5 protein-coding genes are annotated in these 16166 nt (G+C 57.9%); all 5 read left to right on the top strand.

The features are described 5' to 3' along the window. Positions 1 to 709 precede the first annotated feature (709 nt). A complete protein-coding gene (locus tag Q0N43_RS01680; protein ID WP_295441543.1) occupies positions 710 to 9940 on the top strand; it encodes a hypothetical protein in 9231 nt (3076 codons plus the stop codon). 91 nt (positions 9941 to 10031) lie between these two features. Continuing rightward, the gene (locus Q0N43_RS01685) at positions 10032 to 10778 is read left to right on the top strand and encodes a SapC family protein (RefSeq protein ID WP_295441546.1); all 747 of its coding nucleotides are present in this window, start codon (positions 10032 to 10034) and stop codon (positions 10776 to 10778) included. A 419-nt stretch (positions 10779 to 11197) separates the two neighbouring features. Continuing rightward, positions 11198 to 12544 carry a TolC family protein gene (locus tag Q0N43_RS01690; protein ID WP_295441549.1) on the top strand — a complete coding sequence of 449 codons (1347 nt, stop codon included), beginning with the start codon at positions 11198 to 11200 and terminating at the stop codon, positions 12542 to 12544. Further along, the gene (locus tag Q0N43_RS01695) at positions 12531 to 14624 is read left to right on the top strand and encodes an ATP-binding cassette domain-containing protein (RefSeq protein WP_295441551.1); all 2094 of its coding nucleotides are present in this window, start codon (positions 12531 to 12533) and stop codon (positions 14622 to 14624) included. The genes Q0N43_RS01690 and Q0N43_RS01695 overlap by 14 nt, the downstream gene beginning before the upstream one ends. A 6-nt stretch (positions 14625 to 14630) precedes the next feature. Further along, the gene (locus tag Q0N43_RS01700) at positions 14631 to 15800 is read left to right on the top strand and encodes an HlyD family efflux transporter periplasmic adaptor subunit (RefSeq protein ID WP_295441554.1); all 1170 of its coding nucleotides are present in this window, start codon (positions 14631 to 14633) and stop codon (positions 15798 to 15800) included. Positions 15801 to 16166 lie beyond the last annotated feature (366 nt).

Genomic DNA, 16166 nt, shown 5'->3' on the forward strand with positions numbered 1-16166 from the left:
AACACCTCAGGATATTAGGTCCATTTTGAGAGAAACTCATTTGAGGTTCAACCGCCGGCAGGGAGGCTTTGATGGCCGCGGCCACTCTGCATGCCAAATTGCCTGCCTGCGTTTCAGGTGGCAGGGAAGCCATTTTACCGCACCAAAACTGCGCCAAAGTGGTCAGGCAGCCCCGCGTGCGTGCGATAATGAGGGGCGCGACAGTGAAGAGAATGCGTCCACTATCTTCCACAGGCGCGCGTAATTTGAAGTACAGCCGGGCCTAGAGGTGCCACCATCAACGCAGGCAAAGTCATCAGGATTGTTTACAGAGGCGCTTGCATTCTAGGCATCGCCACGCGGGCTGGTAGGTTGCAGCAATGAGATGCTCGCACCTGCGCATTGGCTGGCAGGGTGCCAAATGTGCCGACGGCGGGCAGCCTCTCAGGCCATGGAAGGCTCCACCCACATCCCGGTCGCGTTCGCCTCGGCCTTGCCGCACGCCGACCCGCTCCGCGTAATCGCTCACGCACTCAATAACCTGCCCCGACGTAGCCGGTGTGGCAGCGCCGCAACGTTGTTGACTGGGGTTGCATAAAAAATATGCAAACAAAAAAGATGCTTGCAAAGAATAAAACACAACTCTAATGACGTCCTCGATGGGGGCATAATAAAATCCCCGAAATTGGCCTCGCCGGCCGGTCTACAGTGTTTTACAATGGAGAAAGTTATGTCCAAGAAACTGCCCGAAGCTGGTGTTGCAAGCGCCGAAACTAATCCTCTGGCGTCTGCAGAGGCGGTAGCCGTGTCTGCAAAGTCACAGCTTACGAACGCAAAATCTGCAAAGTCTTATGCCAAGAAATCAGCCAAGATCAAGGCTGAGGCAGATCGCGACGAGGGCCAGGGCGTTGGTTTCGAGGGCAAGTTATCAAACGATGAGCAGTCGGCTGCGAAGTCTGACGGCTCCGTCAAGCTGGCGATGGCAGACAGTTCTGTGATGTCGGACGCTGGAGTTGGCGCGGGTACTGCTAGCGTGGGCGGTCAGGACGCATCTGCAGGCGGGGGCTCTGCGGCGCCGGCGGCCTCGTCGGGCGGCAGCAGCTCGCTGCCCCTAATCTTGGGCGGCCTTGCCATCGCTGGCGGCGCTGGTGCGCTTGCCGGTGGCGGCGGCAGCAAGAGCAAGGACGTTGTAGTCACGCCAGTCTTCACTGTGGCCGCAGACAAGACGTCTGCCAACGAGGGCGACACGATCCGCTTCACTGTCAGTGGCCTTGGCACGAAGTCGGGTGACACGGTAAGCTATCAAATTTCCGGCATTTCGGCCGAGGATCTTGCCTCCGGCAGCCTCACCGGCTCGGTGGTGCTTGACGCCAGCGGCCGAGGCTTCGTGGATGTCTCGCTCAAGGCAGACGCGCGGACTGAGGGTTCGGAAACCTTGCGCTTCGAACTGGGCAGCACTAGCTCGGTCAGCGTGGCCGTTGCCGACACGTCAATTAACCCAGTCTATACCCTGACTTCGGATAAGCCGAACGCCAATGAGGGTGACACCGTCCGGTTTACGCTAAGGGGCAGTGTGGATGCCAAGCCAGGCGACACCGTCACTTATGTGATTTCAGGCATTGCGGCGGAAGATCTGGCGTCGGGCAGCCTGACTGGCTCCTTTGTTCTCGGCCAGGACCGTGGGGCATTTGTCGACATTTCGCTGGCGGCGGATGCGAAGACTGAGGCTCTTGAAACTCTTGTCATGACTGTAAGCACCGGCGGTTCGACCAGCGTGGCCGTTGCCGACACGTCGAAGGATCCGACTGTCGCCTTCACAGCAGACACCGATCTGCTGATTGGCGAGAGGGCCGGCTCTTCCGACGACAATGAATATGTCGGCCGCGTGGGTTCGACCTTCTTCGCGACTGGCAGTGCCACGACCTTTGCGTCGGGCGACCAGGTTGACGGTGGCGGCGGTGTGAACACGCTGGACTTGTTCATGGATCCGTCCGGCATTGCCGACGGCACCACGGTGACCAATATGCAGGTGCTGAACCTGCGCCTGAACGCGGCGTCGAGCGATGGCCTGGCCAGTGAGCTTTACCTGACGCAGTGGGATAGCTCGCTGCAGCAGATCAACATCAATAGCAACAAGAGCGACCTCGTCCTGCGTGACCAGCAGGTGATCGCGCCGGTCTCGATCGTGGATCGCAGCACGGCGGCGTTCAGCTCGTCCTACACATTTAATTATGCGGCCGGCGTGCTCGACGGCGCGTCCAATGCGCTGGCGTTCACCATCGACAATGTGAACGGCCTTGGCGGTTCCGACGTCAATATCGATGACGGCATGGAGACCGTCTCGTTCGCGGTTGCCGATCGCCTTGACGCTCAATATGCCAGCAACATCAATTTGAACGCAGACGACGTCACGTCGATTGTGGTCACGCAGGGCCGCGCAGGCCAGACGTTCACCATGGACGCTGACGTGTTCTCGGGCGAAGACGGCGGCGCGTCGTTCGTGTCGACCGCGTTTGCTGGCGACATGGACCTCACCAGCGGCGATCTCGAAACCGTCGCGCTTGGCGTGGGTGACGACACCCTCGTCATCAATAATCGTGGCGGCGAAGGCTCCAGCTACAATCTGGGCGCGGGCGACAACAGCATGGAGCTGAACAGCAACCTTGCCGGTTCGATCACCGCACTGGGCGGCAGTGACGAAGTGACAGTCGGCGGTGACGTGGAAGCCACGGGCATCATCAACGTCGGGAATGGTAACAACACTGTAACAGTCGAGGGCATTGTGGACGGCCAAGTGGTTGCCGGCACAGGCAATGACACGATTGATGCCTCCGACACTTCATCGGACAGTTTGATCAATGCCGGCAATGGCGACAACGACGTGGCTATTGGGGAGGGCCACGCTGGCGAGATCGTCACCGGCACTGGCGATGATTTGGTCACCGTTGGTTTTCAGACGGCCAGCGGCAGCGTGATCAACGTGGGCGGCGGTGACAACAAAATCACCATCGACGATGATCATTTTGGCTCGGTCATTGCCGGTGCAGGCAATGATGAGATGACGGTTGGCGACGATCTTGACGAAGGAAGCAGCACCAACCTGGGTGAGGGCGACAACGTTCTCACCGTCAGTGATGACCTCTATGACGCCACTGTTGTCGTCGGTGACGGCGACAACCGCATCGTCATCGGCGGCGAGCTGGATGCGGACGGCGAAATTGTTGTCGGTGAAGATCATGACGGCGTTTACGGCAGCAGCATCACGCTGGGTGACGGGACCAACCGCGTCGATATCCTCGGCATTATGGACGACAGCGACGTCACGTTTGGCGATGGCGATGGCAATGTGCTCAACGTTGGCGACGATGTCGATGCATCAGTGCCTGGCACCATCACTTTCGGCGGTGGTGATGCCAACGAACTGAACATCGGTGGATCGCTGATCGGTGATGCAGTGGTGTTCGGAAATGGCGCGAGCAACAGCGTCACCATCGGTGGCGATGTCACGGACGGCGCTAGCATCCAGCTTGGCAATGGCGGCAACACCATCGACATCGAGGGTAATACCCGCTATTCCAGCATCACTCTTGGCACCGGCAGCGATACGCTGACGGCCGACAGTGGCATATTCACCTCCACCGTCAACATGGGCGGCGGTGCGGATACGCTGAACCTTGGTAATGGCAATGAAGATGTTGGCGTCGGATACTGGTTCCCCGATGACGCCGAGAAGTCCGTCATCGACATGGGGTCGGGCAATGACGTCGTGAACATCCGGTCCGACGGCGGCAATCTTGACGACGCTTTCGGCTATATCTACTCCGGCGGCTTCGTGCAGGGCGGCATTGGCACCGACAAGATGGTGTTCACCGCCGAGACTAGCGCCCGCCTGATCGGCCGTGACATCAACCAACTCGTCACCGTGGATTACAGCGAAGTATTGTTCGAGTTGGGCCAAGTTATCACGGTTACCTTCGCGCGCGGAGATGAAACGTTCGAGGTTGACTACACGGTTGTTCAAGGCGACTTCACCCAGGGCCCCGAGGGCTTGGCCGAGAAGGTGGCTGAAAGCATTGCCGACCAGCTCAATGACGATGACGCATTTGATGCGCTGTTCACGGCCACGGCCGTAGATGGTGTGGTCACCATCGAGAGCGACGAGCCGCTGGAGGATTTTGTCCTCGGCAGCAGCGTGGGCGACGTTGAGGTGGTGCAGCTTTCCGACGCGGAAATCACCAGCGTCGAGACACTCGATTTGGTGGCAGTCAACAGCGACGGTGATGATGACATCACCATTAATGCCGATTTTGAACTGATTGAGGGCACCAACACCGTAAACCTGATCAGTCAGGTTGAGCGCATTGAGGCCGTTGATGACGAGGGCCTGAATGGCGAATACACCGTGTTCGGTGAAGATGGCCCGACCACCTTCGAATTGGATGAACTGAATGGCGGCGAGGCCATAACGGTGAGCGGCCACGAGACCAGCGCCACGGGCAACAGCCAGGTGTCGCGCATCTTTGTCGACACCGACAATGACGATCACGTGGTGGGTGATACGCTCAGCGTGACCATCAATGACGTCACCGTCAATTATGTCGTTACGGCGGCTGATCTGAATGCAGCAACCGGCCTGGCGGATGCGAACAAGATCGCCGCCAGCCTTGCTACGGCCATTACGGCTGCCGCCACGGCTGCCGGCCTGTCGGTTTCGGTTGACGCCGGAGTTCCCACAAGCGGCCCAGAGGTTCCGCGGATCACCCTGATCGGCCAGCCTGGCGTTAGCTTCGATCTAGAAGTTGAGCACACGCGCTTTGGGGCGTCAATAATCGACAGCCTGACTGAAGAAGATCAAAACACCTTCAACATCGCTGACAAAATGGGCGACCTGCGTGTCGGCGACGTGATCACCATCACCGTTGGTGATGATGAGGCAACCTACACGGTCACCGCGGAGGATTGCGAGCGCCTGGAAGCCGATGCCATCGTCGCGTCCTTTAAGGCCGCCGAGATTGGCCTTGACGGTGACTGGGGCGTGCTGACCAGCGAGGATGATGCCACGCTGACGGTGACGCGCGTGATCGACCTTGTGGAAGAAGAGCGCGATGGTGATCAGACTACGTCTGTACTCGTGCAGGCGGCGAGCGACACCGACGACGGCGATGCCGACGTCGTCATCGCAGCCACGCTGGCGGATGACGCTACCGACACGACAATGGATCTGACCGTCGACGGAGAGGGTGACTTCGATCTGGCCATCTTGGGCGGGGAAGATGCGGGCTTCAACGACCTGGAGTTGACCCTTGGGGACAGCCATGATCACACCATTGACACCGGCGGGATTGGTCGCGGTGAGGTCAGTCCGATCATCCAGATTTTCTTGGGGCTGGTTCAGGAAGAGGATGTTGGCTTCGTTCCGGAAGCTTTGGATCTTACCTTCCTTGACGGCACCATTATCCGGATCACAGATGCAGGCACAGACAGCGGGTTCTTTGGTATCGGTGGCGAAGACAGCACGTTCGAGATCTCGACAGATAATGGGTTGACGTTTGAACCTTCAACTTCCGAGGAGTTGAGCGGTTTCGACGAGCTCGACATCGAAGCGCTAACCTTTTACTCCGGTGAGCCCGGCTCGGTCGGCGTGGACGAGTTCGTCGTCGGCTCGAGCGACGTGACTTTCGGCAACTTCCGCGACAGCATTACGGTAAGTGACGAGAGTGGCGTGAACACCACCGGCTCCGATATCGTGCTGGAAAATGTTCTGGCGCACACGGTGACGTCGACCTCCAAGGCCAACATCACCATTGATCAGTACGCCACACGTGACGGCGGCGGGTTCTTCTTTGGCGGCGAGGACCAGCTGGAGGGCGATGACATTACCGTCACCACCGGCACTGGCGATGATCACCTGATCACGCTGGCGCAGTCGGCCCTCACGGACGGCAGCTCCATCGACTTGGGCTCTGGCGTCAACACGCTCAGCCTAGGCTTCGGCAGTGGTGTGACGGTGGGTGATGGTGTGAGCCTAGACTTCGGGTCGATTGACTATTCTGGCGGCCTCGCTGTGTTCGAACTGTTGAACGATTTGGACGACGCGGGCGACAAGGAACTCGTCATGCCGGGCGGCGTTGATGATGTTAAAGAGCTGAAGGTTCAAGACTTCAATCTTGTAGGCGGCCTTACAATCATTGGCGCTGACAACGATTTCACCATCAGCTCGACCGATGATTTCGAGGTGTTCGGCGCGCTGACCATTCAGAACGCGGCGGGTGTAGACATCACTGGCGATTTGCTGGTGCAATCCGACGATCAAATCCATATCGAGATCGGCAACGCCCGCCTGGCCTCCATCACAGCACATGCTGATGACGATAACGAGGTGCATATCGACGGCAACGACGGTGGCGATTTCATTGTTGGCGATGTGTTGCTGAGCAGCGCCACCGACGATGCGGATTTTGAAATCAACGAAAACACTGATACTAGTGTGTTCCTTGGAGATTTGACCGTCACTGGCGAAGACGCTGATCTTGAAATCAACGACAACGCCGAACTGACCGCGACGTTTGGAGATGTGGTTCTGCTTGGCGGTCTTGATGCGGATGTGTTTATTGAAGGCAATGAGGACAGCAGCATTACCTTGGGCAGCGTTTCGGTGACCACGGATGATGCAAACAGCTCAAGCGCTGTGGAGTTTATCGATAACACCGGCACTGTTCTCGAGATGGGCCCGTTGACCATGGACGTCACCGGGGGATCACGAGACGCCGATCTGCAAATTGGTGAAGCGAGTGCCGATGATGACTTTGGAGGCAACGACGGTTCGTCTGTCACCATCGACGGCCCGATCTCCATGTTTGCGAATGACGATATCGACCTGGACGTCAGTGGTAACGATGCCACCAGCGTCAGCCTGGCGGATGGCTCGGTCATCACGCTGGAGACGTGCGGCGGAGACGGCGACATCGACGTTGAACTGAACCGCAACGAGAACAACCACCAGCCACTTGGACCCGATCCTCTCTCGGATGAATTCATCTTGGATTATGCGGTGACGCTGGGTGACATGGTGATGGATGCCGGTCGGCGAATCGAACTCGATATCATCGGCAACGATGACAACACCTACTTCGGTGAGTTGTCGGTGACGGTTGGCGACGTGGACATGTTCGCACACGGCTATAATGAGCTGAGCATCCTCGATAACAATTCCGTGACCGTCGAGATCGGCGAGATGGATTTGCGGGCGGAGAGCTATGTTGAGCTGATTATCGACGACAATGACGGCCGGATCTATGACAACACCCTGGCAAACCCGAACCGTGAGGAGCCAGACTATGCCTCGGTCACCATTGGTGACATCACCTCGGTGTCCGATGGCCTGACCTACTTTGGGATCGGCGACAATGACCTGGCTCAAATCACCGTTGGCAATGTGTCGCTGACGGCTGGTGAAGATGCCGGTATCGAAATCGTCAGCAATACCGACATTGGTATCGGTGAAGAACGGGATGCCGCGCAGACGGAAGTCACTCTGGGTGACGTCACGATTGACGCTCAGGGCCTGGCTGGGCTTAGCGTTGGTCTGCACTTCAGCGGATATGGCGGTTTCTTCGGTGTCAGTGGCCCATTGGAAGGCGGCAACACTAATGCCATCATCGAATTGGGCGACGTGTCTCTGACCGGTTCGGGCGAGGATGCTGCCACTGATCTCGTTATCGCCAACAACCGTGGTGATTTGGGTCACGGCTCGGTTGAAGTGGGCTTAGTCGAAATGACTTCGGAAGGCGACGCCCAGTTCTTCGTCTACAACAACATCCTGACTGGTGTTAGCGGGGCTGACGCGCATGATATGACCGTCGGTAACGTTACTATGTCGGCTGACCAGGATGCAAACCTCGCCATCTCTGACAATGGCCTGCAGGAGTTCGTTGACGAGGCTGATCGGGTCCTCACCACGATTGAGTTCGGTGACATCTCATTGAGTGCCGGCCTTGACGACGTCGGAACTACCGACAACGCTCAGGTGGATATCGAAGGTAATGATAATATCGACCTCGAAGCCGGCGGCGTGACCCTTTCGGGCAACAACACGGGGCTTTTCGTTAACGACAACTTCTACACGGATGCCCTGCTGGGTGATGTCGATCTGACCTCCACCGAGGCAGGCACGTATGTCGCGGATGTGACCGTGAACGGCAACCGATCTTCTGTCATCGAGATGGGCACTGTCACAATTGACAGCGAAAACGATGCCCTAATCGAAGTGGTCGATAACTTTGCCCACTTTGAGGGTGAGGATGACACTGAAGTAACCCTTGGCAGCGTGGATGTGCAAGCCGACGAGGGCGCCGAGTTCTTCGTGTTGGGCAACAGCGACACCAGTGTCACCATCGGCATGGATGCCGTGACTGCTGGCGAGCGTGGCACTATAACGATCGCAGCGGCCTATATCGGTGCGTATGGCGAGGAGCCTAATGGCTTCGCGGTGGTTGCTGGTGAGGATACGGACGTTGTCCTTGGCGATGTCGAGTTGACGGCAAGTGGCTCTGGCACCGAAAGCGATGTCGATGTCTTAATCGGGGCCGTCAATGACTTCGGCGAAGACAGCAGCATCGACATGGGTGACCTGACGGTCAACGCCGATGGCGACGGATATGTCACACTCTTCGGTGAAGACGGCAATCTGACTGCTGGTGATATCGTCATCAACGTCGGCTTGGATGTGACTGTCAACTCCGATCTGTACTTCCGCGTGGACGACATGGATGGCAATGCCGACAATTCGGAGGCGCCTAAAACGCAGACGATCACGCTCTCGGCCTCGTCGGGCGGTGCGGCAGTTGGCACGGTCCACGCCGTGGTGAGCGATGCCGTTGACTTGTCGGCCCTGACCATCTTCGGCACCAATGCCGAGGTGTATCTGACCGGCGACATTGGCACGGACACTGCCGGTACCACCGCCTTCTCGCTCGACCTGAGCGGCCTTGACGGTGAATTTGACGCCGAGGCGATTGATTATAATCCGCTCGGACAAAGTGTCTCAGATCAGGCAGGGCAGGACGACGGCACTTATGTCGAAACCTGGGACGCTGACTTCGGCACCGACAACGTTCGCGTCATCATCGGTGCGGGTGACATGATCTACAACGCCGCGCACTCGTCATGGTTCACGGGCGTTGAAGATACTTTCCCCGCCAACGACTGGGGCTCGCCGTTTACTGACGATGAAGATGGCTGGTACTCGCTTGGTACGGGCGGCGACTTCGAGCCGACTGCCATGGTGCAGACGATCGATTTGGCTGGCACCAACAATTGGACTGCAGGCGATACGCTGACTATTGACTACAACAACGAGACCTACACCTTCACTGTTGGCGCAGGCGGTAATAATTTGATTACCACTGGTACTGGCAATGCTGGCACCGACGCGTTCTTCGACGACACTGGTCTGACTATTGCGTTGGGCGAGGACGACGGCTTTACCATCACCGGCACGCCGGATGGGGCCGAGTTCGATGCCATCTCGGAGTACTCGGCGTTGTTTGGCAGTACGGAGGTTTTCGACGGCTCAAGCAGCATCGTTGAGGAAGATCCGGCGGAAGACAACTTTGGCCAGGAGGCCAAGGAAGCCTTCACATTCACCGGTGACACGGTTGGTGAGATCGTTATCGGCGGCTTCAACCCAGGCGAGTGGGGCGCAGTAAATCCGAACAACGACCGTCCGACAGATCGTCTGGACTTCAGCCAGTTTGACTGGAACGGCGCCGCCGCCGGCAATGGTGTGGCTGACCTCAACGACTTCGAAATTGAGATTGACGACGGTGACGGTTACTTCAAGGATGTGGTTATCACGTACATCGGAGAAGAAGATGTTGAATTCGGTGAGATCCGCTTGGTGGGTGCCGGTGAGTTCGACAATGCAGTCGAACTGGTAGCCGACAGCTTCGTCTTCGGCTGATGACAGTGCGGGGGTGGTGGTGACGGCACCCCCGAACACATTTTGACACGGGGGGGCATGCGCCCCCCCGTTTTTTTATCTGGAGTTTAAAATGTACCAACGGCTCGTTGCGCTGGATGCGGCTAGGCACGCCAAACTAGGCGTCGTCCCCCTGACAAATTATGGCTTCGCTAAGGCAACGCTCTCGATGCCAGTAGTTATCAGTGAAATTGCCGACATCGCACGGGAATACCCCATCGTGTTCCCAACACAGGGGAATATGCCGGTGGCGCTGATGGGTGTCGAAGCGGGCAGCAATGCCTATGTGGGTCCTGAGGGCGATTGGCGTGCTGTTTATGTGCCGGCGTATATGCGCGTCTACCCCTTTGCCGCCGTCAGGGTTCCCGCGTCGCCAGAAGGCGAGGCTGCAGAGCCACGTATTGTTGTCTCAATCGATGAGGCGTCGCGCCTCGTGCAAGAAGGCGAGGGTGAGGCAATATTTGATGATGAAGGCCAATTGGCGGGTCCGGCAGCCACGGCAGTGGCCCTGCTAAGGCGTTTACGTGCCGCAAGCCTCCGCACAGAGGCGTTGGTGCAGGCGATTGATACAGCAGGCCTGTTATTAGAGCAGCCGATCCGCATCCGCGCCGAAGGGCGGCGGGACAGGGAAATTACGGGCATTCGCGTGCTAAACGAACGTGCCCTCAACGCACTGCCCGCCAAGAAGTTCGAGGCGCTTCGAAAGGCAGGCGCCTTGCCCCTGATCTACGCTGCCCTGCTGTCGTGGGCCAATTTCAGCCAAGGCCCTATCGGAAAGTCGCATCCGCTAGTCGGGGGAGCGGGCGGGGCAGACGCCTAGAGAAGCTACCGAGGGGGGGAACTCGGTCAGGCAGCTGCGTTGAATAGAGCAAGATCGGCCGAACATACTGAGCCAACGCTGGTGGGTACGAGTGTCAGCTCTACGCCGATCCTGATCGCCTAGTCTTCACCAACGAGACCTTGGCCAGCATGAAGTCTCTAACTAGAGTTGGGTCAGGAAAAGCAAGGCCCTCTGCTTTACCGCTATTTACAAAAACGGGCACCGGATATATAGAACCGCGAGTTCCAATCTCTGGCGTCACATTGGCACGCTATGGCCCCCACAAGTTGCATTTGCCAGATGGATGATAAGTAATGAAGCTTGGTAGTTTAAAAAATGTCGCGCGCGGCGCCATCTTTCATCGCGGTTATGTGCGTGGTGGGGATTATCGGGTGCGCAGGCAGTCTAAGCGAATTGCCGTGGCAATTGTTATCCTCGCAGCTGGATTTTGTGTTACGAAACCAGCTTATGCCCTCACAGAGGAGCAGGCACAATACGGCCCTCCGAACCCCTTCAAGGCGCAAGCGATTGCCGCCAACAGTCAGGCGCCGGGCGCGCCGCCGACAATACCTGCCGCCCTTCACGAAATTGCCGTTATCGCCACTGCGCAGCATCCCCAGATTAAGGTTGCACTATCCCAAGTGCGTGCGTCTGGTTATGATGTAAAGGGTTCGAAATGGCTGCGATTTCCAAGCGTGAGCGTGGAAGCGCTCGCCACCTCTCGGGGGAGCGTCAATGCCGACCAGAATGGTACTGTCCTCAATTTGGCGATTGAACAGCCGATCTGGTCAGGTGGGCGCATTCTTGCTGCCATTGGTCGTGCCAAGGCCCAGTTGCAGGTTCAGGAGCGGGCGCTGGATGAAGCGGCTCGCGACCTAACGCTGCGCGCCATCCAGGCTTATTTTGACGTGGCCCAGGCAGCTTTGCGTATCGAGGTGCTGGGGCGCGCCTTGGCGCAGAACAGAGAGTTTTTGGGGACGATTTCGCGACGTGTCGAGCAGCAGATCAGCCCACAGTCCGATCTTTCCCTGGCGGGCGCGCGCGCGGCGCAGACAGAACAGCAGCTGGCTCTGGCCCTTGCCCAGCGGCGCAGTGGCCTCAACACACTTTACGAACTGACTGGCAATCCCAGCTTTGACCTTGGCTATGTCGAGCGTTATGACCCTGCGCTACATCATCCCGACCTAGATGGGGCCGTCGACCTGGCGCTCGCCTGTGATCCCAAGTCAGCACGCTTAGGTGCGTTGGTCATTGTAGCCGATGCCGACCAGAGGGCGGCAAAGGCGGCGCTACTGCCGCAGCTTCTTGCACAGGGGTCGAGCAACGAGATACTTGGAGAGCGTTTCGGTGTTGTGCTTCGTGCACAGTCCGGTAACGGGCTGTCACAGGCTGCTGCGGCACAGGGTGCAAGGGAACGATCGCTTGCTGCGGAGGAAGGCGTCGCCGCTGCGCAGCGCGAGCTGCGCGAGGCACTTCGGCTTGATTTTGTCAACAATGCAGCTGCGCGTGAGCGCCTTGTGAGTGCCGGAACTGCGGCTGACAGTGCGTCTGACGTCGCTGGCTCTTACCGTCGCCAGTTCATTGCAGGCAAGCGCACTTGGCTGGATGTGATGAATGCCCTGCAGGAAGCAACGAGTTCCCAGTTGGCGGTTATCGACCTCGAGGTCACCGCGCAGTTGACCAGCGCCCGCATCGCCTTGCGCACATGCGCCTGGCAGCCACGCGCACCTCTTTACGACATGGATCCCCGCAATGTTAACAAATGAACCCGTCTTCACGACGGTTGAGCGTTTTGCCCGGTTGAAGGGAGCGGCACTCGCACCGAACTGGAGCGCCGAACTGGAACCCCTTGATCCGACGGACCTCCAGTCGCTTGAGCGGATGACGGCGACGCTGGGTTGGCCCGAGCCATTGGCTCTAGTTGATCGTCCACGACCAGACCAGTTCCCGCTGCTTGTCTGGTCCCCCGAGCAGGGGCTGATGATTGCCACGCAGTGGCGAAGAGAAGATGTGTTGCAACTGCATGGCGGCAAAGTGACCGAGTTGCCATGGACAAGCTCCCTCGTTTTCTTCGATGTGATATTCCCCGATCCATTGCAGGGCAATCAGCCGATACATGCAATCGACATATTTCGTCGCGCCATAAAGCGCCGCAAAAGCGTGCTGTTGGCTGCCGCACTGGCGACAATCGTCGCGAACATCCTGACGCTGGCGACCTCGCTCTATTCAATGCAACTGTTTGACCGAGTTATCCCCCTCGGCAGCTTCTCCACGCTTTGGGTACTAACGGTCGGCGTGCTGATTGCACTGGCGATTGACTGGGCGCTTCGAAGCACCCGGGCGCTGCTGATCGAGCGCGAGGCGGGCAACATCGACGCAGAGGTGTCCGAGTATTTCTTTGCCCGAGCACAGTCGGTCAGACTAGACGAGCGGCCGCCAGGTGTGGGCACGATGGCAGCCCAATTGCGTGGGCTTGAACAGGTGCGTAGCCTTATGTCCTCCGCATCCATTTTTGTTATGGCTGACCTGCCCTTTGCACTCTTCTTCGTCATTGTGGTCTTCTGGCTGGGCGGGGTCGTCGCCTTGGTTCCCATCATCGCTCTCCCGCTTGCGTTGTCGATCGCCTTCCTGATCGGGCGCTCCTTGCGCATAGCCACCGAACGCGCCCAAGTTAGCGCGATGCGAAAGAATGGAATGCTAGTGGAATCGCTGGACGCGGTTGAAACCATCAAGGCCACGCGTGGTGGGTGGTTCATGCTTGCCCGCTGGAACCGGCTGGTGCATGAAATTCACCATCATGAAGATCCGATAAAGCGAACCTCGGCCATCACCACAACGGTGTTCTCGACACTGCAGCAGATTGCCTATGTCTGCCTCATGGCGGTCGGCGCCGTTGAAGTGTCGCAGGGACGCTTGACCGCCGGTGGTCTGCTCGCCTGCTCAATCATTGGCGGCCGCATCAATGGGCCGCTTCTCGCAATGCTGCCCAATCTAATCGTTCAATGGGGCTATGCACGCTCGTCACTCAAGGCACTAGATGCGATCATTGCCTTGCCGGTTGACACGTCCACCGAAAAGGGCGCGTTGCGCCCCGCCACGCTGGTAGGGCCTCTGCTGTTGGAAAATGTTCATTTTGCCTATCCCGGCGCTCGGGAAGGGCTAGACATCGAACGCCTCGAAATCCGCGCCGGAGAACGTGTAGCCATTATTGGCGGTATAGGCTCCGGCAAATCCACGCTCCTCAGGCTTATGGCTGGTCTCTACCCGCCCCAGCAAGGCTTGGTCCGTTTGGCGGGACTGGATGTGGCGCAGGTTGCGGATGATATCCTGCGCGACCACGTGGGCTATTTGCCGCAGGATTACCGTCTAGTACACGGATCGTTGCGCGAAAATCTAACAATGGGCCTGCCCAATGTTTCCGATACGGAATTGCTGGACGTCGCCAAGGTTACGGGATTGGCCGCAATGATTGCGGCTCATCCTAAGGGGCTTGACATTAGCATATCCGAAGGTGGTCGCGGCCTTTCAGGCGGGCAGCGCGGTCTAGTGGGGATGACACGCCTTGTATTGAGCAAGCCAAGGCTCTGGCTGCTCGATGAACCAACAGCAAATTTTGATCAGGCCACCGAAGGCATGGCCATGTCCGCCGTCGCGCGTCAGCTTGGTCCAAGTGACACGCTTGTGCTAGTCACGCACCGCATGCATTTACTGGCCGGGGTAGAGCGCGTAATCGTGCTGGCGCAAGGCAAGATTGTCATGGACGGACCTGCTGGCGAAGTGATAACCCGTCTTAAACCCAAACGCCCCGCGCCCCAGGTCATTAAGACCTCGGTTCGGGCGGAGTGAAGTAACATGACATTCAAGCAGCGCCTTAAGTCCATTGGCCTCGGCGGATTTATAATCCTTATCTCGGCAACCGCAGTCGGGAGTTTCTTGACCTGGGCAAACTGGGCCGAGCTTGACCAGATCACTCGCGCCACCGGCAAGGTGATACCGATCGGCAAGGTTCAGGTAATCCAGAGTGTTGACGGCGGCGTCATCGAGGAAATTCTCGTCCGCGAAGGTGATGTCGTCCAGAAGGGTCAGCTGCTCGTCTTGATAGACCGGGCGAAAGTGCAGGCCGCTGTCGACGAAAGTCGCGCCAAGGTCGCTGCATTCAAGAGCATCATGGCGCGCATCAAGGCAGAACTCTATAATCAGCCGCTGCAATTCCCGACCGAGGTGAAGGCCTATCCAGATTTCATAGCCAACCAGACAGCCCTCTACCAGAGCCGACGGCAAACCATTTCCGCAGAAATTGAAGCCTTGAAGTCCGTCCGCAATCTTATGCAGGAGGAACTGGAACTCAACCAGCCGCTGGTTGCCAGCGGTGACGTTGCGAGGGCCGAAGTGATCCGCATGCAGCGCGGAATAGCCGACATAGTGGGCCAGATGGTCAATCGGCGTTCAAAGTATCAGCAGGACCTGCAGACGGAGTTTGCCAAAGTTGAGGAGGAGCTGTTCAGTGCCGAGCAGACACTGGCCCAGCGGGAGGAAGCCCTTACAGCAACACGAGTATTGTCACCCACCACCGGTATCGTCAAGAATGTCCGCTTCACGACGGTTGGCGCAGTGCTGCGGCCAAGCGATGAAGTGATGCAGATCGTGCCGACAGGCGAGCGGTTGATCGTGGAGGCGCAGGTCTCGCCGCGTGACATCGCCTTCATTCGTCAGGGCCAGACGGCGTCGGTGAAGTTCGACACCTATGACAGCGCCATTTATGGGGCAGGGGCAGGCATCGTATCCTATGTCAGCCCGGATACGTTATCTGAGCAGAGTGAGGATGGCCAGACCACGAACTATTATCGGATCAACCTCACTGTCGATATCAAGCCGATGCGCCCGAAGCGGTTGGGAGAGAAAATCATGATACAGCCTGGCATGACCGTCATGGCTGAGATCAAGACTGGCGAAAACACGGTCCTGGGCTATCTGACCAAGCCCATACTGAAGACCGTTTCGCAGTCCATGGGCGAACGCTGAGGCGTAACCGGCAGGCCGCGCGGGACGGAGGTGACGAACCAACTCGGCGGGCGCCTTGTCCGCTGCCTTAACAGCCCAATCTTCATCACCGAGCCAAAGACATTCCACACGTGGCATTCCCGCGTCACATTTGGTTGCGATTTGACAGACCATGGCGGGGGTAGTATCCGGTGCCATCTGTCAAGAGAGTTGACCAGCAACTATCAACCTTAACGTTTGACCTGCTCCCGTTAAATTGGTCCATTTTTGTGTGAAAAATCTCGGTTAGGTTTGGCAGGTGTCAGCCAGGAGATTTTGGCATGAAGCAGAGTAGGTTCAGCGAACAGCAGATAGCGTTCATATTGAAGCAGGCAGAGGATGGAACGA

The organism is Sphingorhabdus sp. EL138, assembly GCF_945882965.1.
Classification (GTDB): domain Bacteria; phylum Pseudomonadota; class Alphaproteobacteria; order Sphingomonadales; family Sphingomonadaceae; genus Sphingorhabdus_B.